Source organism: Shewanella sp. SNU WT4 (assembly GCF_006494715.1).
Taxonomy (GTDB): domain Bacteria; phylum Pseudomonadota; class Gammaproteobacteria; order Enterobacterales; family Shewanellaceae; genus Shewanella.
Genome location: NZ_CP041151.1, coordinates 2,894,964 through 2,915,708, shown reverse-complemented (window position 1 = coordinate 2,915,708; position 20,745 = coordinate 2,894,964). Strand labels below are relative to the sequence as shown.

Here is a 20,745-nt window from a genome sequence, read left to right as displayed (position 1 = left end):
CATAAAAATACAGGTATAATACCGCGTTTTGCTGAAATTATGGCAAGAGATCCATTATGGAGCAGCGCATGCCGGAGCTAACGGTACAACATAGTTTACCTTTGGCCATTATTCGCGGCGAACCTGTGCAAGAGTGGCCGACAGATTTGTTTATTCCACCTGAAGCGCTTGAGGTATTTTTAGAAGCGTTTGAGGGGCCACTTGATCTGCTCTTATACTTGATCCGTAAGCATAAGTTAGATGTAGTCGATGTATCTATCGCCAAAATCACTAGTCAGTACCTTGAGTATATTACCCTGCTCACCGACTCTCGGGTTGAGTTGGCGGCTGACTATTTAGTGATGGCTGCGACCTTAGCGGAAATTAAATCGCGAATGTTGCTGCCGGTGATAGCAACAGATGACAATAATGAGGAAGAAGATCCTCGGACACGTTTAATAAAGCAACTGAAAGCTTATGAAACCATCAAGCAAGCGTCTTATGATTTAGATGCCTTGCCAAGGCTTGAGCGTGATTATTTTCAAGCCACTGCGGCATTAACCGCCGCCGAAGCAGAAATTGTGCCACCGGACGTGAGTTTGAGTGACTTGATAAGAGCGTTTTCAACAATCTATCGACGCATTCAAATGACCGAGAGCCATCACGTGCAGCGCGAACATTTATCGACGCGTGAACGTATGAGCCAAATTTTGGCACAATTAACTCGTGAAGAGTTCGTGCCATTTACGCGCTTGTTTCAGCCCCATGAAGGGCGCGCGGGCGTAGTGGTGACCTTTTTGGCCTTGATGGAACTAGTAAAAGAATCTTTGGTGGAGTTAATGCAAGCAGCTCCATTGACTGAAATCTATGTCAGAGCTAGTTAATTAATTTATGCCGATCAGTGATATTCAATTAAAACAATTGCTCGAAGCGGGACTATTTGCACAAGGACGAGCGTTAACGATTAAAGAGTTACGCCAAGGATTATTGCGTGATTTAAGTGTGTCTCGCGAACGTATTAGCGAGCAATTAGTGGTATTAGAACAAGATTATCAGGAACGGGGCGTGCAATTGGTAAAAGTTGCCGGCGGATACCGTTTCCAAACCAGAGAAGAATTAGCGCCATTTCTACAGTTAATGACTCAAGAAAAAGCACCTAAGTATTCTCGCGCCACCTTGGAAACCTTAGCTGTGATTGCTTACAGCCAACCAGTTACCCGAGGCGAAATTGAACAGATAAGAGGGGTTGCGGTTGCAAGCCAGATCATTAAAACCTTATCTGATCGTTTGTGGATCAGGGGCATTGGGCATAAAGATGTGCCCGGTAGGCCGGCATTATATGCGACCACCCCTGAATTTTTAGCCTATTTTGGCTTGGACTCCCTTGCGGATTTACCTCCGTTAACGGATGCCGAGTCGTTGGCGGCATTATTTAGTCATAGATCTACGATTGAGACTAATCCGCCACAGTCATAAGAAGAGTCGAAACTAATGAGTGAAAAATTGCAGAAAGTCTTGGCCCGTGCAGGCCATGGCTCCCGTCGTGAGATGGAGGCATGGATTGCTGCAGGTCGAGTTAGCGTAGACGGCGAGATTGCCAGTTTAGGCGATCGCGTTGAACCCGATGCTAAAATTCGTATCGATGGCCGTACTGTGTCAATGAAATCGGCTGACGATTTGATTTGTCGAGTGTTGGCTTATCATAAGCCTGAAGGTGAAATTTGTTCGCGCAAAGATCCTGAAGGTCGTCCAACCGTATTTGACCGTTTACCTAAGATCCGTGATGGTCGTTGGGTTGCTGTTGGTCGTTTGGATATCAACACCTCAGGTTTGTTATTGTTCACTTGTGATGGTGAACTGGCTAACCGCTTAATGCACCCATCGAATGAAGTTGAGCGTGAATACGCCGTGCGTACCTTTGGTGAAGTGACCGAAGCCACAGTTCAGCGTTTACGCAATGGCGTGATGTTAGAAGATGGTCCAGCACAGTTTGATCATGTCAAAGCTGCGGGTGGCGAAGGCCTGAACCAGTGGTGGCATGTTGGTCTGCGTGAAGGTCGTAACCGTGAAGTTCGCCGTTTATGGGAATCTCAAGAAGTTCAAGTAAGCCGTCTTATCCGTATTCGTTACGGTATGATTGAACTGCCTAAAACCTTGCCTCGCGGTGGTTGGATGGAACTGCCGTTGGATCAAGTGAATTACTTGCGTCAACTAGGCGGTATGGACGTTGAAACCCGCAGTATGCTGGGTTCAGATAAGCACAGTGTAGCCCGCGCTAAAGTGCGCAGCGCTAAAATTCGCCGTGCCGTTCATAAGCATAAAGTTGTTGGCGGTAAGCCAAAGCCTTCGCGTCAGCGTGGCTAACAATGTGTAGCTAATCGCTCGCATTCAGAATAATAGGTCGCATTAGCGGCCTATTTTTTTAGCTGAGATTTACTTATTTTTATCAGCCATTAATCAGAGTATTCTGCTTACTAACAATGGTGCTATAATTCATGAATATGTTCAAGCAGTTATGAGCCATAATCATATTCATGACGACTGTAGGTCGTCATCGCTAGTTGCCATAAGTATTGGTTCATCACATGCACAAGGACAGAGCATGAAGATCATCAAACATAAAAAGATTTGGGATAAATCTCCCCATAGTGCCTTTACTGACTTATGCCGCTATCAAGGCCAGTTTTATTGTGTGTTTCGCAGTGCTATCGCCCATGTGTCGGACACTGCCGAGCTAGTCATACTGGTGTCGAGTGATGGTAATAAGTGGCACAAGTTTGCAGAAGTTAGCGAACCTGAATGTGACCTTCGTGATGGTAAATGGCTGATTTTTAATAATACGCTTTACCTTAATGCCGCAGCTGTTGATAGACGCCCACAGTGCGATGCCGACAAACGTTTGCAAAGCTTAAGTTGGACAGTGACCTCGCAAGGGGTGAGTGCACCACGCGTAATCGTGAGTGATAATTACTGGCTGTGGAAATGCGCTGCTAATGCTGCGCAAAATCTCATAGTTGGCGGCGCTTATCGCGGTGGTCCAGAAGGAGACATACGCTTATATACAAGTCTTGATGGCGATACTTTTACCTGCGCCATGGCCCCTTTAAATAACCAAGGTTATGTCAATGAAGCGGCGCCGCTGTTTGTGGAAGATGATTTGTATGTACTGCTGCGGCGTGACCCTGCCTATGATGATAGAGGATCAGCGTTACTTGGCTGCGCGCCAGCGCCGTATCTTGACTGGCAATGGCTGGAACTCACTTGCCGCGTTGGGGGACCTACCTTATTTAGCTGGCATGATAAATTATTGGCCATAGTGCGCCTGTATAACGATAACACTCGTACCTCTCTTATCGAGATAGATAAAGTGACAGGGCAGGTGACAGAATGCTTAACTATGCCTTCTGGCGGTGACACCAGTTATGCCGGCGTCGTGCTGGAAAATGATTGTTTATCCCTCAGTTATTACTCATCCCATGAAGGTCATAGTTGTATTTATTTCGCGAAAATATCGCTAAGTTAGTCAGTGGTTTGCAATATACCGCAAGTGGCTAAGGTTAAGAGGTCGATGCGCGCATCGCAACTTGTCGACTGAATCTGTATACTGCGCGTCCCAGCATTATTGTCATTAGTTTCCTATGTCAGTTAGTCATCAAGATTTCAAACTCTATAAGCCCTTTGGTTATTTAAGTCAGTTTCTCCAAGAACCACGTAAAAATAAAAAACGCCTAGGTGAGTTATTTGATTTTCCCGCTGGCATTATGACCATTGGCCGCTTAGATCATGATTCCGAAGGATTGTTACTACTCACCACTCATGGCATGACTAGCCATAATGTGCGCAGCGCTGATGTTGAAAAAGAATATTTCGCCCAAGTCGATGGCGACATTAGTGCAGAGGCTATTGCTGAGCTTGAGGCTGGTGTGACTATTAAGGTCAAAGGCGAAATCTATATGACTAAAGCATGCCGGGTCCGCAAACTCGATGAATGTCCAAATTTACCTGCCAGAGGTCATAAAATTCGTGATGAGCGCCATGGGCCAACGAGTTGGGTGGCCTTGATTTTGCGAGAAGGTAAAAATCGGCAAGTGCGCAAGATGACGGCGGCGGTTGGTTTTCCAACCTTAAGATTAGTGCGGGTGCGTATTGGTGCGATTTCTATTGATGGCTTGCACGTTGGTGAAGTGCAAGCCATCAAGATTGCAAGTGAGCTAAGGGCTGATTAGTTAAGAAAAACAACCTAAGTATCACTTGGCGAATTTACTGCGCGTTAAAGGCCTGACCGTTAACCTCTGCGCTGTCATCTGTCATCAGGTACAAATAGGTCGGCATAATATCTGCGGGGGTTTTTAAGGTTGCAGGGTTCTCAGCCGGATAAGCATTGGCGCGCATGCTCGTGCGGGTTGCACCTGGATTAATGCTATTTACTCTAAGGTGCGTGCCATCAAATTCATGGGCTAATACTTGCATCATGCCTTCGGTTGCAAACTTAGAAATGGCATATGCGCCCCAATAAGATCGGCCTTGGCGACCGACACCGCTTGAGGTGAATACGATAGAAGGTTTTTCTGCCAGCTTCATCACAGGTAGGAGTGCCTTGGTCATCATAGCTTGCGCGGTGACATTGACCTGCATAACGTCGTTAAATGCACCCATGTCCATATGCTCAAACGGACCGAGCACCCCAAGCAAACTGGCGTTATGTAACAGACCATCGAGTTTACCAAACTGCTCAGCTATGGTTTCGGCCATATCTTTATAGTTTTGCTCGGTGGCGCCCTTCATATCTAATGGCACTATGGCAGGTTTTGGGCCACCAGAGGCTTCAATCTCATCATACACAGCTTCTAATTTGCTAACGGTCTTGCCGAGCAGAACAACGAGCGCGCCATGACGCGCAAAAGTGATGGCGGCGGTTTTACCTATGCCATCGCCTGCACCTGTCACTAAAATAATTTTTCCCTGTAAAGCGTCACTCTTAGCTTGATATTCCAACATATATTGATACTTCCCTAGAACGCTAAAGCCTATCATCACAGGCCATTTAGCTGGCCTCTATCATGCGTTTAAAACAAATGAATGATTAAATCCCATTTTAGCTATGGTTAAGTGTGACAAAAATGTAGCTAAGTCATTACTTTTACGTTAGCTTTATTTGTAGCTCAGGACGTTTTTTGTCCTGTTGGTCATGGTTCTCGACTATTGTGACCAATTTCCTGAGGAAAACAAAATTATTACAACAAGATTTGGGGATGAAAGATGAAAAGACTCTTTTTGAGTGTTGCAATTGCATCTGCACTGGGACTCACAGGATGTGGTGGCGATACATATGATGATTTAACCGAAACGACTAAGCCGTTAATCCCAGTATCTCAAATCGCATTTGATCCCGCTAATGCCGTTTTACCAATACCTAATGACTTATTGTTTAGTGGCACCACTGACGGCACTCTTACCATTCCTGGTGAAGCCACGGGAAATTATGTTGATCCACAAATCGCTTTAGGGGCGTTAGACGGCTGGTCCACTACGTCACCTATTAGCATTAAAGTGATCCCGCCTGCTGGAACTACCACCACCTTAGATGCAACGTCTGTGATGCAACCTGGCGCAGTCGTGATGTACGAAGCGACTGTTGGCGGCGCATTATCATCAGATCCTGAATGTAAAGATGCGCTGTCAGTGTCAGCTTGTAAAATCGGTGAAGAGCTTGTGTTTGGTGTGGATTTCGTAAGTACTGCCTCTGGCAACACTATTGCGATTGTCCCGCTCAAACCATTAAAACCAAATCAGTCTTATGTGTATGCTGTGACCAGTTTAGTACAAGACTCAAATGGTCAATCTGTCGCTGCTTCAAATACATATGCTTTGCTAAAGCTTGATATTGATACCAATCCGCTCGAAACCCCATCGCAGCTGTTGCTGCAAGGGCTAGTTAATAGCTATGAAAAAGGAATCGCGGAAGCTGGTGGCGTTGATGCGGAAGAGATTAGTTATGCTGGCTTATTTACCACTCAGTCGGTGGCCAATGTTTACGAAACCAATAAATTATTAATGGCCAGCCAAGACCCCTATAAGCCAAAGTTTAAAGTGCTGCCTACACCCGCAGGTTACACAGTAGCCACCGCATTAGGCATAGCACCATCACAGGACCTAGCCTATGTGACAGCTAACTTAGCCGATGTCTATTCTGCGGTGATTACTTTGCCTGTGTATGGCGATTGCTCTTCGGTTAAGTGCTTAGATGCCACTAATAAGCCGACTATCAATGGTCGCTGGCAGGCACAAGGTGATAGCCCTGTCGCTGTATTATTAGCGCTGCAAGCTAAGACCTTAAGTAATGAAAACTTTGCAGCCCAAGCAGTAGCTCAAGGAGTCGACCCGCAAGCGGCGTTAACTAACCCAAGCTTACTTGCCGGTAAAACTTGGTTGCTCGATAGCGGTAAGCCTGCAGATGCTGCTAAGCATCTAACTAAGTTTAACCCTATCGTTAAAATCAAAGGTTATGAAGACATCCCTGTGCTCATAACCCTGCCAAATGCGGCAAAATTGGCAGCGTTTTATGCAGCGCAAGGCATACCTTTTGTGCCGCCAACTAAAGGCTGGCCGACGACTATGGCCATGCATGGTCTCGGCGGTGGTAAAGAAATGGCCTTAGCCTATGCCGGTACTTATGCTGCCAATGGCGTTGCATTAGTGGCGATTGATATGCCACTGCATGGGTCGCGCTCATTTGATGCTGATAAAGATGTTGGCACTGGCGGTAGCTATGAAGTATCAGCCACAGATCCATCTTTTGGTGCTGTGATTGGTAAACCTAATGCATTTGCTAAAGGTAATCCGCTGGTATTTGTGAATATCGCCAGTACCTTAAGTGTGCGAGATAACTTCCGCCAAGCGGTATCCGATCACTTAGGTGTGCGTTTAGCCTTAACTGGTTTGGCAGGTGCCTTAGCTAATGCCAACCAGCCACAAATATTTGATGTGTCAGGTATTAGTGCTCAAGGTTTAAGTTTGGGCGGTATAGTTGGTACCACCTTTGCTAATTACGCCAGTACCGGTTTAGTTAACCCGGCTACCGGTCAGGCATTACCTAACGCGTACGCTTTAAAATCTGCCTCATTAGTAGCGCCAAGTGGCGGTTTAGCCGGTTCATTTGCAGGCTCTGCGACTTTTGGCCCAGTGCTGTTTAATAACATCACAGCCAGTGAAACCTTTAAAGCCTTAGTGACTGCAGCAAATACCTCAGGTTTCGCGCCTGGTTCGGATGAGTACAATGCGTTAGTAAAACAAGTGTATGCCAACTTTATCCCAACCTTCGCCTTTGCGGTGCAAACAGCGGTTGATAGCGCTGATCCGATTAACCAAGCGGCTAGTTTAATGGCGACTAAGTTACCTGTGCAGTTAATTGAAGTGGCGGGTGATGGCGTTAACTTGCCAGATCAAGTGTTACCTAACAAGGTTGAAGGTTTCCCGCTTTCTGGAACTGAGCCGTTAATTAGCGCGTTAGGCCTTGAGTGTATTGACTCGACTCGTGTGGGAAGTGGCGTCGCGCGCTTCTTAAAAGGTCATCACAGTTCAATCGTTAGTCCGAGAGAAATCGCTGGGGTGACCGATGGCTCGGCGCTGGCAGCAACCGTTGAAATGCAATCGCAAGTGGCCAGTTTTGCGAAATCTGCGGCTGTGGGCACTGCCACTACAATAGTTCGAAATTCAGTGTTATTAAAGTCATGTGATTAATTGCTGACTTAATCGAGTGTAGCTATATAAACCCAGCCAAATGGCTGGGTTTTGTTTTTGGGGCGGCAATCATTGGCGGCAATGATTACGGCTGTTAGAATAAGCGTCATTGAATTTGCCAAGGGTATTTGGCGTCCATAAGCTTGGAGTAAGTGTTGGAATTTATTTATGAATATGGCCTATTTTTGGCCAAGGCTGTCACAGTTGTCGTTGCCATTGGCGCCATAGTTATTTTAGTGTTAGCCAGCGCCGTAAGACAAAGGCCTCAGGCTGGTGAATTACGCTTAACCAATATCAGCGAAGAATTGCAGGAGTTAACGCATCACCTGCAGGAGCAACTGCTCAATAAGAAGCAATTAAAAGCCTATGAAAAACAATTAAAAGATGAGCAAAAAGCCAAAGATAAACAAGTGGATGAAGAGCCAGTTTCTCGCGTCTATGTGATTGACTTTAAAGGCAGCATTGATGCTAATGAAGTGGCTTCTTTGCGCGAAGAAATTAGCGCGATTTTAACCATAGCGACTAGCGCAGATGAAGTGATTGTCAACGTTGAAAGTGGCGGCGGCATGGTGCATGGTTACGGTTTAGCGGCAAGCCAGCTTGATAGAATTCGTCAAGCCAATATCCCATTAACTATCTGCGTCGATAAAGTCGCGGCTAGTGGTGGTTATATGATGGCATGTGTGGCCAATACTGTGATTGCCGCTCCTTTTGCCATTGTGGGCTCGATTGGCGTTATAGCGCAAATACCTAATTTTAATAAGTTATTAAAGAAGCACGACATTGATTATGAGCAGCACACTGCCGGTAATTTCAAACGTACTTTAACTGTATTTGGTGAGAATACTGATGAAGGTCGCGCTAAGTTCCAAGAAGAATTGGAAGCCACTCATGAATTATTTAAAACCTTCGTGAGCAATTATCGCCCGCAATTGGATTTGAGTGTCGTGGCAACCGGTGAGCATTGGTACGGCCAGCAGGCGTTAGCATTAGGGCTGGTGGATAAAATCAGTACTAGTGATGATGTGTTGTTAGGCCTAGCGCGCAACAAAACAGTTATCAAGGTTAGATATCAAATCAAGAAAAAGCTGGCCGATAAGATTGCCCATGGGGCTTCGTTATCTGTAAGTGCCATTTTTAATAAGTTGGCCGAGAAAAATCAGTCAACTCATTAATCATAATGTGAACATGAGAGTGTGATTGAAGCCTGCCTTGTGCAGGCTTAATTAGATGGTCCGCCTCACCCCTAAACTAAGCTTAGGGTTAGGCAAACAAAGAGGCGAACCATCATGTCTACTATTAAAGTAATTGGGATCGATTTAGGCAAATCTTCTTTTCATCTTGTTGCTCATGACTATAGCGGTCGAGAGCAATTTCGAAAGCATTTATCTCGCGCAAAACTTATTGAGTTTTTAGCTCAAACACCCGCAACAATCATAGCCATGGAGTCATGTGGTGGCTCACATTGGCTCGCTCGAAAGTGCCAGTCTTTTGGGCACGAAGTTAAACTCATTCCTCCGCAGTACGTTAAACCTTACGTTAAACCTTACGTTAAAACTAATAAAAATGATTACATCGATGCTGATGCAATAGCGGAAGCATCAACACGCCCATCGATGCGCTTTGTTGGTGTTAAAACTGAAACTGCTCAGGTTATCTCAGTGATCCAACGTATTCGTTCTAGTTACGTAAAAGAGCGTACCGCGTGCATGTCCCGTATTGGAGCTATCTTGCTTGAATTTGGTATGAGCTTCCCTAAAGGGCATAGCAAGATGAAGAGCCTATTTCAATGGCTTGCTTATAGTAAAGAATCTATTCCTCAGATGTTAATGCAGGAGTTGATTGAGCATCACGAATACTATTTACAGCTTAATGAGCGTATTGCAGGTCAAGATAACAAGCTGAAACAGCTTGTCGAGCAAAATGAAGATGCTCAACTGCTTAAATCTATCCCAGGTGTGGGAAATTTAACAGCGAGTCAGTGTTTAGCGGATATCTCCGATGTGGGTCACTTTAAAAATGGACGACAGTTAGCCGCCTGGATAGGGCTTGTCCCACATCAATACTCAACTGGCGGCAAAACCACGCTTTTGGGGATAAGTAAGCGCGGCAACAAAGCGTTGAGGACGTTATTCATCCATGGTGCACGGTCGATTTTATCAAGGCCAGAGGTTGCAGTCGCTGTTTTTGGTGAATGGATTTTGGAGTTAAGAGCCAGAAAGCCATTTAACGTAGCGGTTGTCGCTTTGGCGAATAAGTTAGTGCGGATAGCGTGGTCAGTGTTATCGACCAAGCAAGCATTTGAAGTAAGAGTTTAAGCCGAGTTTGCAGATGATAAAAAAGATGGCAGAACGGTCAGACCACTAGATTGAAGACCTGACATAAAAAACAGCAACGCAGTATGCTTTGGGCTTTTTGAGGACAATCTAGCGCGGAACTCATCGTGGAGCGGGTGGTAGCACCTAATGAAGACTCCGAATACATTAGCGCAAACCAACCTCGTTATCGAAAATATCATTTGCAATAACGAGGCGGACCATACATTTTTTATGGAGTGTCAAAAGCTTCTTGTATTCAAACCATCCTTTGTTAAGTTAGTGTTAATGTGGTTTGGTAAGGATTTTTTATGTTTGGTTATAAGGCGCAAGCGACGGTCGGCGATCAGGCTTATCCTGCATATGAACTCAGAAGGATTATTTCATCCTTAAACAAGTATTTGCCTGAGCCTGAGCCTAAGCGTCAGCTCGCCGAGTTGTTTGAAGAGCTTAATTTAAGTCGTTCGCAATTACTCAGTTCAACCAAGGTTTACGTCTGGCAAGTGCACTTAGCTATGCATTACGCCAGACTGTGGCTTGGACGCTCAGCTGGCGCTTTAATTGGTCAGGAATATCAACCTAGAGACTTAGATTTACTGTTACCGCATTTAAGTGGGTGCGCAAATTTATCTGACTGCTTGGTTTTAATTATCAATAACCCGCAGTTAGTGGGCAGTTTTTCTGATTCTGTGGTGCAAGATAATGGCGATTTTCTCTCGATTCGTTGGCTTAATACCAGCGGTTTAGCCAAAGAAGTCTATTGCGATCTATTTGTGTTGAGCGTAACCGCATTAATGACAGTGGCGCGCCAGCTAACGCTCGCGCCAGTGCAGTTCAGCGTTATTGAATTATCATGTAGCGCAAACGACATCACTATTGGCGAAGATTTAGCAGCAGATATCCGGTTTAACAGTGATATTTGCCAATGGCGTATCGCTAAGTCGTGGTTAGCTTTACCTGTGAGTACCGGTGTGAGTGCGCTCAGTGTTGATGACGGGGCTGCGCGCGATTCCATTAGCGAGCAAGTGATTAACTATCTTAGGGATGCAAGTCCCTGCATGCCTGCCTTTGCGACCGTTGCCGCGGCGCTTAATATGAGTGAGCGCACCTTAAGGCGGCGCTTAGCTAACGCCCATTGCAGTTATCAGGTGTTGCTCGATTTAGTGCGAAGTCAAACGGCGCTCGCGTTGATCATTCAAGGGCAATTAAGTGTGAGTGAGATTGCAGAACAAATGGGATACTCGGATGTGTGTCATTTCAGGCAGAGCTTTAAGCATTGGCTAGGGTTGCCGCCAGGCTATTTCCGCCAATAATAGTCGTGGCTTGGTTAATCGTTAACGGTTAGAGCATGCTAGCAAGTGACTAAAGGTTGTTGTTTAAGCTCCTCTATTAAAAGTTCAGACCAAGCTAGCGTTTGCTAACTTGGTCTGAGGTTATTAGCTTGGCTACTTACTGAGAGCAAGCCGCTGCTGGTAAGCGCTTAATCCATTCATGAATTAAGGCCACACCTTCATCATGACTTAAGCTGCGACCAATTTCTGGCATTCTGTCACCAGGATTAGTCGAGTCCATTCTAAAGTGCATAATGGATTTATCTGGGCTGCCAGGCACTATGTCATAACCTAAATCGCCGCCGCCATAAGCAACCGGGGACTTACAAGTGCCATGAGCAAAGGCATTTTCACCGTCATAGGGACGCCAGTATTCCAATTTAAGACCTGTATTCGAGGCGTTACCTTCAGGACGGTGGCAATGGGCACAGTTGATATCCAAATAGCCTTTAGCTGTGGCCATCAATTCACTATCAGATAATGCGCTAACTGTAGCCGCATCACTATCCTTAAATACTGGCTGCTTAGGTACTTGAGCTAAATCAGGTAATTGACTCAAAATACCGCTACTTTGCCAGTGAGTTAATTGGTTTACTGCACCAGCGCCATAATCCACAGTATTGTTTAAGTGCCGCGCCTTTGGACCTATGGGCATAAACACTGAGTTAGCATCGCTGCTGGGTTTAAATTGATGACATTGCTTACATTGATTGGTGGATGGCACCACATAATCAAAGCTTAAACTTGCCCCTTCATGGGTGATAGTTTTCGCCTGAATCGCCCCAGGTTTTGTTAACATCGCATCAGATTTTTGGGCGTTCCACACAAAGGGTAGGGCCGTCCAGCCTGTGGCGCGTTTGATTAATAAGCGCGTTTCAATCAGCTCTTCATTGGAAAAACCACGATTAGCCGTGTTTTGCGGTAATGCGAAGGTTTTTGCAATCACAGTACCTACAGGGAAATCAAAACTTTCATTTTGAGAGTAGGTAGCGGCTTGTCCATTAGGCACAAACACAAAGCGATACTTACTGGCGTAATCAGTAAACAACTCAGTGTTTAACCAATAAGGCATGCCGCTTGATTGTGGGTTAATGGTTGGGTTGGATTTATCGGCAAACAGTTGGTAATCAGAGAGTTTTGGACAATTGGCTCCAAGTAAGGCATTCCAATTCACTTGACCTGCGGCGCTAGTGCATAAAGATAAATCGCCATCGCCGACTAAGCCGCCTTCACCTTCACCTATGCTACCCCCACCGCCAACGACATTACCGCCATCACACCCTTTGGTATCATCATCCACGCCGCAACCAAAGGTTTTATCGCCAAAGGTAACGGTATGAACGGGCAAACTCACCTGCGCGCAATTAAGTAAGTTAGTCGCTTTGCGCTCATAGAGAATGTTGGCAATATTAAGATCGGTATTGTCGTTGGAATACATTTGACCAATGGAAACATCGCCATTATTTTGCGCGCACACATTGTCACTGCCATCGCTAGCAAAGGGTAATTCTTTTAAACCTAAGTAGGCAGACGTGCCATTGTTAGACAGTAATTCCCCTAAACCATCGTAAAGAATGCCGGGCATATTGCCATGGGTCAGAACATAGGCCTGAATAATATCCTTGATTAAATAGCCGTTAGGCTTAGTGCCGTAATCTGTGATGAGGTTATCGTGCAAATAAATGTTGCGCGGGGTTGGGCGCCAACCATCGCTAATGGCTTGACCGGGTTGACCATAAGTGCCAACAAAGGCTTGAATATCAGGCTCAGCGATAAAGAAGCTGCTAACTGTGACCCCTAAGGTGTCATGACCGGTAATGGTATTATCAAAGATTTCTACATCCGCGGTAGAAAGCACAATTAAGCCAGTGCCGGGTGGCACTATGTGAACACCGGCGGGATTAGCTGACGCATTGGCAAAATTGGGGGTATTGTTGTCGTAAATTTTGTTATTAAATACCCGCACGCTTGAGCCGTATCTTTGGTTACCTATGGGCAAGTCAAAAATTAACACGCCGCCGGTATTACCCATGGCTTCGTTGTTATAAACATCAGCATATTTCGAGTTTTCAATCTCAATACCCGCGACGTTCTCTTTGGCTATATTGCGGCGCACTACAATGTATTGGGATTGACCCACATAAATACCGGCATCGGCACTGCCGCGCACATAAGAGTCTTCAATCAGAATGTTTTCGCATTCGACTGGGTACAAGCCATAAGCGCCGTTGTCTTTATCCAGCGCACCGTCCCAAATAGTGGCAACTCGGCGCAAAATAATACCGTTGGTATTTTTAAGCTTGATGCCGTTGTTTTTAGCTTCGTTGACGGCGAGATCTTGAATGATAATGTTGCGCGCGTTTTCAACCAAAATACCATCGCCTGACTTTGCATTGGCAAAGTTGAGTATGGTTTTATCTTTGCCATAACCTGTGATGGTAATGTTTTTAGCAAAGCTACCGTCACCATCCACGTCACCATCAAAGAGTAAGGTGGATTCAATCATAAACTCGCCTTTAGGTAAGGCGATGACATCACCACTTTGGGCATTGATTAATGCGGCTTGAATTCGCGAAGTTAAGTTGTCACCAGCTTCAATGATAATCGCGCCTGCTGGAAAGGGGGTCTCGGGTTCGACTGTGGGTGGCGTCACTTCTACCAGAGGAGGATTATCATCATTGTTACAACTTGAGAGTGATAGGGCGATGGCGACTGACAATACACTTGGCAATAACCATTGAGGCATCTTGTTGGACATAGCATCTCCTGCTTTTCATTGTTATTTGTATTAGCAAAAGATTGCATTGACGCATTTAATATTCAATGTGAAATCTGGCCACATTTAATTAACAATTAAATTTGGGGAGCTAGGCGAACTAAGACGTGGGAGATTGATAACCAGAGTGAGGTTGAATAGGGCAGCAGGTGCTGAGGTGCAAGATCGCCACGTAAAAGCTTAGAAAGGCGCAGTAAAAGCCACTTACTGCACCTGTGAAGACTCTTATGGAACTATATAGCTTAAATGCTGGTGGAAGCGGATCATTAACTCATCTTGATGTTGATTGAGGCCAATCTCATTGGCAAATTGCTGCAGCAATAATTCCACTTGATTGATGAAGCGGCCGTAACAACTATCAAACTGATCATCGGCTCTGGCAACTAAGATAAATTCAGCCGTGGCGACCAGTTTGTCGGCTTGCCAATGGCTTTGTAGTTGCAAGTGATTGGCGCGCGGATCAAAGCCTAACATCACCACGTCATGCTGACTTTGTTGGTCAGTAAATTTACTGTTACGCACTAAGCCTAATTGACCATTGGCAATCATGGCGGCATGCTTGATAGGGCTAAGACTTAAGGCGGTGGCAAACTTATCTTCTAAGGCTTGGTATAAGGCGGCGTAGTCGTGCTCTCTATCTAAGCTCGTCATTAAGCGGCGCGTGAGCGGTAGGCTTACCGTAATAAAGTTGCGGCTATTAGACACTTCTGGCAATTGACATTCGCGCGCCTGATAGCGCATAGGTAAGGCGCGAAACTTATAACCAAAGCTTTGCTTGTTGCCTTTATGGCTAGCAAACATGTCATAGGCTAAATGCTGGTGATCGCGAATTTTAATATCAATAGTCAGACCGCAGGACTGCTTAAATTGGCTGACGAGGCGCTGCACTTGACGATGAAAATGCGCTGAGGAAGAACGAATATCTGTGCCTGTGGCTAAACACACAATACGAATTTTACGCGGGATTTGCTTGGGCGTTTGAATCAGTTTTCTGGCTTCATGACAATTAGGGTTATAGAAAATAAACACCTGATGATCATTTTCAATGCAGTAAGATTCACTGTTATGCCTGACTAATGGCAACTTATCATTGGCTATCACATGGCAATTTAAAATCTCATTGTCATCCGCGAGTGATAAAATGACGTTTGTCATGGCTTCTAGCGAGGCAAAAGCTTGCTTGACCGTGTCTGAATAGAGAAACTCGGCACTAATGTATTGCACAGTACGGGTATCAATGGGCACATAAGCTTTTTGTAAATGACGAGACGACATACTTACTCCTTGTAATTGTCATTACACAAGAGCCTAACAATAGTTAACGATGGAAATATTGATTTGCTTCATAAATACACTATTTAGCTAAGATGTTGGTGGAATTGCACGCATTGCGGGCGTGAATTAAGCATGCGTTAACCGTGACCTGTTATCTCGATAAAAATAAGTATCTAGATAAAAAATAAGCCCACCAACAAGTATCCCTTACGCCTAGGTGAGCTTATTTTGTTTAATGCGACTTATAAGTCGATACCAAAACCAATAATGACTTGATAGTCATTTTGCATTGGCACCACACCACTGCTATTGGCTCTAGGGTTTTGGGTATGATCCCACACGAAAGATAAATCTAAATCAAAGATGTCAGTCAGTTCAACGGATAAGGTACTGACGGCATGGTGAGTATAGCCACCTGACTCTTGATTGCCATACTGCATGCGGTATTGTGCAGTGAAATCAATATCCTTGGTGATTTCAGTGTCATAGACAGTGTCGAGAACTACTGATGCTGACGATTCTGCGCGCGCTTGGTCGGCTTCTACATGGTCATAGCGGGTGTAAGAGTACGCTGGACCACCTGAGATGCTCCATTCAGTCTTACTGTTATCTATGATGTTATAACCCACACCCGAACCTACAGTTGTTCGATAGTTTAAGTTTAAAAATGGGTCTTTATATACTTCGGCAAACACTGGGCGCAGATAAAAACGCTTAGAAATAAACCAGTCAAAGGTGCTGTTTAGGCGATGATTATTGGCTGTGCTGTCGCCTTCGCTGCGGCTATAGTTACCAATATAATCGGCTTTGAATCTGGATTCTGTGCTGCGGCGAGTGGTTTTCGCTATGGCAGAATAATCAAGTTGCTCAGTGTTACCTGAACGCAAGTTAGCACCTAAGGTGATCTTGGTTGACCAGTAATTAGCCTCAGTATCTTCACCTGCAATAATGGTCATGATGTCGTTAGGGTTAAACTCAACCCCATCAATATAAGCCTTACCATCACGAATGGAGAGTTTGCCTGTGCGAGTGGTTAAGTCAGTAAAACCAACGCTAACAGTGCCTGCGCTTTGCAGCCATAAAATGTCTTCCCAATCGAGTGACAAATCATCGAGAGTATCACTATCAAAGAGCAATTTGTCATCATAGAGGTTCTTGATGTCACCTCTTAGGATTTCATCCGAGGTTAATTTAACCCAGTCATACTTAGTATTAGACGGAAATTGAAGTAGATCCGTGCGAGCTTCCTCGGTCGTGGCCAACACAGGCGCGGCAATCGCCATACTGCCTGCCATGATACAAAGGGATAAAGCTTGAATGCGCATAGCATTCTCCGATAACTAGCGGACATGACTATGTCATGCCGCAAAAAACGCAATAGTCTATCGTCAAATGCTAAAAAATCAATCACCAATGCTATCTAAGATATAAGGCAGCATCCACGCGCTGATAAGAGGCTGTGCCTCGCTATTAGGATGTAGGCTGTCTCTTTGCATTAACCGAGGATGCGGGGCGATTTCAGTCATAAAAAATGGCACTAAGGTCACTTGCTCACTGCCTTCTAATTGATGGTATACGGCATTAAATTGCGCCGCATACTTAGGGCCGTAATTAGGAGGAACCATGATTTCAGTCAGTAATACCTTAGCGTTGGCTTTTTGTGATAGCTGAATTAATTGTGTAAGATTTTCTTTTAATTGTTGTGGTGCAAAGCCGCGAAGGCCATCATTACCCCCAAGTTCGATGACAATCACATCGACATCTTGGGCCGCCAATATGGCTGGTAAACGTCTAAGGGCACCACTGGTGATTTCGCCGCTCACTGAGGCATTAATTATTTGATGCTGCGGGAGTTGATCTTGGAGTAATTGCACCCAGCCTTGCTCTTCTGATATGCCATAAGCGGCGCTTAAGCTATCGCCTAAAATCAATACCGTGGCGCCATAGCTTGATGATGCGATAGCTAACGTAGTGATAGATAACAGCAGTGACTGCTGCAGCCAAGAACATAAGGACTTTAGTGTGGAAAATAATATCATTCGCTCAATCAACCTTGAAAAAACTGTCCATACCCAAGAAGGCGAGTTAACTATCCTGCGGGGCATCAATCTTGAAGTCAAGTGTGGAGAAACTATCGCAATTATTGGTCCATCAGGGTCAGGTAAATCAAGCTTATTAGGCTTACTTGCGGCTATGGATACTCCAAGTCGCGGCGATATTATGTTAGATGGTATTTCACTGGCGAGCTTAGATGAAGAAGCTAAAGCTAAAATCAGAAAAGATAAGTTAAGCTTTATTTTTCAGTCATTTCTATTGGTTGATACGTTAAACGCCCTTGAAAATGTGATGCTGCCGGCTGAGCTTGCTGGGGTTAAGGATGCCAAAAGCCAAGCGTTAGCCTTGTTAACAAAAGTGGGCTTAGCTCATCGCATTAATCACTTACCTAAACAATTATCTGGCGGCGAGCAGCAACGAGTGGCCATTGCTAGAGCCTTTATTTGTCGCCCCAAAGTGTTATTTGCCGACGAACCCACAGGTAACTTAGATGCGCAAAACGGTGAGAAAATTGCCGATATGCTCTTTGCCATGAATGAGCACAGCGATACCACCTTAGTGCTGGTAACTCATGATGAAAAACTAGCACGCCGCTGTCAGCGGCAGTTATTGATGCAAGATGGTCAATTAACGGAAGTGACGGCAATAAAAGAAACAACAGCGCAGGTTGTGTTGGCGGAGGCGCTATGACTAATAGTGCTCCGCTAGCATGGCGCTTATTTCGCCGTGAGTTGCTCCAAGGTCAGCTAATGCTGATTATTTTGGCAATCGCCTTAGCGGTAATGGCAGTTAGTGGCTTAGCGGGCGTGAGTGAACGCTTGCAAAGCGCTATTCGCACTCAGGCCAGTGAATTCATTGCCGCCGATCTAACTTTAGATTCGCCGCAAGCCATCGAGGCTGCATGGTTAGACAAAGCCAAAAGTTTAGGCTTGAGCTCTGCCACTAATATGATTTTTAATTCCATGTTGTTTCATGATGATAAATTTCAATTAGTCACAGTGCGCGCCGTTGATGAGCATTATCCGCTAAAAGGTGAGATTGAGCTGACATCAGGTAACACTGAGCAGTTACCACAAAGTGGTGAAATGTGGTTTGAAGGGCGCTTAGCCGGCCTATTAGGCCAACCGCAAGCATTAGAGTTGGGCTTAACTGAGTTTAGGTTGACGCAAGAAATCAGGCGTTTGCCCGATGCCGGTTTTAATCCTTTTGCGCAGTCGCCCATAGTGTTAATCGCTATGAGCGATGTGGAGGCTACCCAAGTGGTGCAACCAGGCAGCCGCGTAAATTACTTGTACCAATTTGCTGGAGACAGTGACGCCCTTAAAGCGTTTGAAGATTATGTTACGCCGCTGCTGAATAACTCGCAGCGATTAAGTGACGTGACTTCATCAGAATCCCCCATTGCCAAAGCCATTAATCGCGCGGAGCAGTTTTTACTATTAGCCAGCTTGCTTGGTATCGCGCTAGCCTGCGCGGCGATAGCTATTGCCGCGCAACGCTATTGTGAGCGCCATTACGATGTTGTCGCTATGCTAAAAACTTTTGGCGCCAGCAGTCAGCAAATTCGCCATATCTTTGGCTTACATCTGCTGCTAGTTAGTCTTGCGGGGATTATTGCAGGCTTATTGTTAGGGCTAATGTTAGATAACGCCGTGAGCTTGATGCTACCAGCAGAGCTGGCATCCAATAGCCCAAGCTGGTGGCGTCCGGCCGCACTAGGGTTACTCACAGGCTTAATCAGCGCCTTTATGTTCTGTGTCTATCCATTGTGGCGATTGTTGGCAATTCCGCCGCTACGAGTCTTTCAGGCCGACTTGCAAGGTCTAGCGCTGGGTAACTGGGTGCATATAGTACTGAGCATGTTAGCTATGGGCTTATTAGGCTATCTCTACAGTGGCTCATTAACCTTAACCTTATCGGTATTGGCTGGCGGCGGGCTACTTGGGACATTACTGGCTCTCTTAGGTATGTTGATGGTTCGCTTAGGCCATGGCGTGGGAATACGGACTTCCAATCCCTTACAATTAGCCCTGGCTGGACTTAGGCGTCGTGCGCGCCAAAATGTGGTGCAATTAGTCGGTTTTTCAAGCGCGTTAGTGTTACTCCTCACTATTCTTGCTTTGCGTAATGATTTATTGAGTGAATGGCGATCGCAATTACCAGCCGATGCCCCTAATTACTTTTTAGTGAATATTGCCCCAGAGGATGAAGCGCGCCTTCAGCAATTTTTTACTGACCAGCAAATGACGCTAGGGGATGTATATCCTGTGGTGCGCGCAAGATTGGTTGCTATTAATGGCGAGTCATTGATTTCTGCGGCCATGGCTAAGCAAGGTGATGCTGGTCGTGTGGGCATTGATAGAGAGCTTAATTTGAGTTGGCAGGCGAATGTGCCTGCGCATAATCAGATTATAGCGGGCGAGTACCATCAGCATGCTGGTGAAGTCTCGATTGAATCAAAAGTGGCTGAACGTTTAGGTATCGTGCTGGGTGATGTATTAAGTTATCGCATTGATAATCAGGCGCTTGATGTCAAAGTGACTAGTATTCGATTAGTGCGTTGGGAAAGTTTACAGCCTAATTTCTTTATGTTGTTTCACCAGCAAGATTTGGCGCCGTTTGCTTATACCGCTATGACTAGTTTTTATCTTGATGATAGTCAGAAGGATAAGATTTTAGCGCTCATTCAAGAGTTTCCAACCTTAGCCATTATCGATGTTGGCGCCATGATGTCGCAGCTGCGCGGTATTGTCGACCAAGTGTCTGTGTCATTAAGCCTAGTCTTAGTATTGGTGCTGGCTGCCAGCAGCTTAGTACTGTTTGCGCAAACCGAAGCTGGAATGGCGGTGCGGCAACGTGAATTGGCTGTACTGCGCACCTTTGGTGGCAGTGGTCGGTTACTGAAAATGGCAACCGCATTAGAGTTCGCGTTATTGGGCGCCATTTCAGGTGTGATAGCGACGATAGTGGCTGAATTTACTTTATATCTATTAAAGACTCAGGTGTTTGAGTTAAATGTTATTTGGCATCCAAGCTGGTGGTTATTAGCACCGTTATTTGGTGCTACCTTGGTTGCATTACTGGGATTATGGCGCTGCCGGCAATTACTTAATAAAAATTGTCGGCAATTACTTACAGCTTAAGTCTTAAATACCAGCAAGCTGGTGTCTCAGTAAAGTGATGGGGCAAATCAAGCAGTTTGAATATGAATACAGAGCGTTGAATACAAAAGGGCATAAAGATTTAATCTTTATGCCCTTTCTTTTAAAAGAGG

16 protein-coding genes are annotated in these 20,745 nt (G+C 45.4%); 11 read left to right on the top strand and 5 right to left on the bottom strand.

Annotation, left to right across the window (positions count from 1 at the left end; all coding sequences use genetic code 11):
* Window positions 1-68 precede the first annotated feature (68 nt).
* From FJQ87_RS12995 to FJQ87_RS12975, 5 genes are all read left to right on the top strand, one after another.
* The gene (locus tag FJQ87_RS12995) at window positions 69-863 is read left to right on the top strand and encodes a ScpA family protein (protein ID WP_140932997.1); all 795 of its coding nucleotides are present in this window, start codon (window positions 69-71) and stop codon (window positions 861-863) included.
* Window positions 864-870: 7 nt separating this feature from the next.
* Window positions 871-1,455 carry an SMC-Scp complex subunit ScpB gene (scpB, locus tag FJQ87_RS12990; RefSeq protein WP_140932996.1) on the top strand — a complete coding sequence of 195 codons (585 nt, stop codon included), beginning with the start codon at window positions 871-873 and terminating at the stop codon, window positions 1,453-1,455.
* Window positions 1,456-1,470: 15 nt separating this feature from the next.
* Window positions 1,471-2,343, top strand: a complete 873-nt coding sequence (rluB, locus tag FJQ87_RS12985) for a 23S rRNA pseudouridine(2605) synthase RluB (protein WP_140932995.1) — start codon at window positions 1,471-1,473, stop codon at window positions 2,341-2,343.
* Window positions 2,344-2,581: 238 nt separating this feature from the next.
* Window positions 2,582-3,502: an exo-alpha-sialidase gene (locus FJQ87_RS12980; RefSeq protein WP_140932994.1), complete on the top strand. Its 921-nt coding sequence runs from the start codon at window positions 2,582-2,584 to the stop codon at window positions 3,500-3,502.
* A gap of 115 nt (window positions 3,503-3,617) precedes the next feature.
* Window positions 3,618-4,205, top strand: a complete 588-nt coding sequence (locus FJQ87_RS12975; protein WP_140932993.1) for a pseudouridine synthase — start codon at window positions 3,618-3,620, stop codon at window positions 4,203-4,205.
* A 34-nt stretch (window positions 4,206-4,239) separates the two neighbouring features.
* Here the strand turns inward: FJQ87_RS12975 and FJQ87_RS12970 are convergent, their stop codons facing one another.
* Window positions 4,240-4,977 (bottom strand): YciK family oxidoreductase, encoded by a 738-nt coding sequence (locus FJQ87_RS12970; RefSeq protein WP_140932992.1) that lies wholly within the window; start codon window positions 4,975-4,977, stop codon window positions 4,240-4,242.
* A 261-nt stretch (window positions 4,978-5,238) separates the two neighbouring features.
* On the opposite strand from FJQ87_RS12970, the gene FJQ87_RS12965 reads away from it, so the two are divergent.
* The 4 genes from FJQ87_RS12965 (at window position 5,239) to FJQ87_RS12950 (ending at window position 11,347) form a co-directional block, all read left to right on the top strand.
* Window positions 5,239-7,719: a VolA/Pla-1 family phospholipase gene (locus FJQ87_RS12965; RefSeq protein WP_140932991.1), complete on the top strand. Its 2,481-nt coding sequence runs from the start codon at window positions 5,239-5,241 to the stop codon at window positions 7,717-7,719.
* A 155-nt stretch (window positions 7,720-7,874) separates the two neighbouring features.
* The gene (sohB, locus tag FJQ87_RS12960) at window positions 7,875-8,894 is read left to right on the top strand and encodes a protease SohB (RefSeq protein WP_140932990.1); all 1,020 of its coding nucleotides are present in this window, start codon (window positions 7,875-7,877) and stop codon (window positions 8,892-8,894) included.
* A 114-nt stretch (window positions 8,895-9,008) separates the two neighbouring features.
* Complete coding sequence (locus FJQ87_RS12955; RefSeq protein ID WP_140932989.1) at window positions 9,009-10,037, top strand: IS110 family transposase; 1,029 nt, start codon at window positions 9,009-9,011, stop codon at window positions 10,035-10,037.
* A gap of 308 nt (window positions 10,038-10,345) precedes the next feature.
* A complete protein-coding gene (locus FJQ87_RS12950; RefSeq protein ID WP_140932988.1) occupies window positions 10,346-11,347 on the top strand; it encodes a helix-turn-helix transcriptional regulator in 1,002 nt (333 codons plus the stop codon).
* Between the two features lie 136 nt (window positions 11,348-11,483).
* On the opposite strand, the gene FJQ87_RS12945 is transcribed toward FJQ87_RS12950, so the two are convergent.
* The 4 genes from FJQ87_RS12945 to FJQ87_RS12930 all read right to left on the bottom strand — a co-directional run bounded on the left by FJQ87_RS12945 (window position 11,484) and on the right by FJQ87_RS12930 (window position 17,377).
* A complete protein-coding gene (locus tag FJQ87_RS12945) occupies window positions 11,484-14,123 on the bottom strand; it encodes a parallel beta-helix domain-containing protein (RefSeq protein WP_140932987.1) in 2,640 nt (879 codons plus the stop codon).
* A gap of 243 nt (window positions 14,124-14,366) precedes the next feature.
* The gene (locus FJQ87_RS12940) at window positions 14,367-15,416 is read right to left on the bottom strand and encodes a DUF3083 family protein (protein ID WP_140932986.1); all 1,050 of its coding nucleotides are present in this window, start codon (window positions 15,414-15,416) and stop codon (window positions 14,367-14,369) included.
* A 242-nt stretch (window positions 15,417-15,658) separates the two neighbouring features.
* On the bottom strand, window positions 15,659-16,741 hold the full coding sequence (locus tag FJQ87_RS12935; protein ID WP_140932985.1) for a DUF481 domain-containing protein: 1,083 nt from the start codon (window positions 16,739-16,741) through the stop codon (window positions 15,659-15,661).
* 78 nt (window positions 16,742-16,819) lie between these two features.
* Window positions 16,820-17,377, bottom strand: coding sequence for an arylesterase (locus FJQ87_RS12930; protein WP_240778924.1), 558 nt, complete (start codon window positions 17,375-17,377; stop codon window positions 16,820-16,822).
* Between the two features lie 61 nt (window positions 17,378-17,438).
* On the opposite strand from FJQ87_RS12930, the gene FJQ87_RS12925 reads away from it, so the two are divergent.
* Window positions 17,439-18,161 carry an ABC transporter ATP-binding protein gene (locus FJQ87_RS12925; RefSeq protein WP_140932983.1) on the top strand — a complete coding sequence of 241 codons (723 nt, stop codon included), beginning with the start codon at window positions 17,439-17,441 and terminating at the stop codon, window positions 18,159-18,161.
* Window positions 18,158-20,614, top strand: a complete 2,457-nt coding sequence (locus FJQ87_RS12920) for an FtsX-like permease family protein (protein ID WP_140932982.1) — start codon at window positions 18,158-18,160, stop codon at window positions 20,612-20,614. The genes FJQ87_RS12925 and FJQ87_RS12920 overlap by 4 nt, the downstream gene beginning before the upstream one ends.
* The last annotated feature ends 131 nt before the right edge of the window (window positions 20,615-20,745 follow it).

Coding starts and splice junctions, on each gene's coding strand:
- FJQ87_RS12995 (WP_140932997.1), top strand. CDS start 69: ATGCCGGAGCTAACGGTACAACATAGTTTACCTTTGGCCATTATTCGC.
- scpB (WP_140932996.1), top strand. CDS start 871: ATGCCGATCAGTGATATTCAATTAAAACAATTGCTCGAAGCGGGACTA.
- rluB (WP_140932995.1), top strand. CDS start 1,471: ATGAGTGAAAAATTGCAGAAAGTCTTGGCCCGTGCAGGCCATGGCTCC.
- FJQ87_RS12980 (WP_140932994.1), top strand. CDS start 2,582: ATGAAGATCATCAAACATAAAAAGATTTGGGATAAATCTCCCCATAGT.
- FJQ87_RS12975 (WP_140932993.1), top strand. CDS start 3,618: ATGTCAGTTAGTCATCAAGATTTCAAACTCTATAAGCCCTTTGGTTAT.
- FJQ87_RS12970 (WP_140932992.1), bottom strand. CDS start 4,977: ATGTTGGAATATCAAGCTAAGAGTGACGCTTTACAGGGAAAAATTATT.
- FJQ87_RS12965 (WP_140932991.1), top strand. CDS start 5,239: ATGAAAAGACTCTTTTTGAGTGTTGCAATTGCATCTGCACTGGGACTC.
- FJQ87_RS12955 (WP_140932989.1), top strand. CDS start 9,009: ATGTCTACTATTAAAGTAATTGGGATCGATTTAGGCAAATCTTCTTTT.
- FJQ87_RS12950 (WP_140932988.1), top strand. CDS start 10,346: ATGTTTGGTTATAAGGCGCAAGCGACGGTCGGCGATCAGGCTTATCCT.
- FJQ87_RS12945 (WP_140932987.1), bottom strand. CDS start 14,123: ATGTCCAACAAGATGCCTCAATGGTTATTGCCAAGTGTATTGTCAGTC.
- FJQ87_RS12940 (WP_140932986.1), bottom strand. CDS start 15,416: ATGTCGTCTCGTCATTTACAAAAAGCTTATGTGCCCATTGATACCCGT.
- FJQ87_RS12935 (WP_140932985.1), bottom strand. CDS start 16,741: ATGCGCATTCAAGCTTTATCCCTTTGTATCATGGCAGGCAGTATGGCG.
- FJQ87_RS12920 (WP_140932982.1), top strand. CDS start 18,158: ATGACTAATAGTGCTCCGCTAGCATGGCGCTTATTTCGCCGTGAGTTG.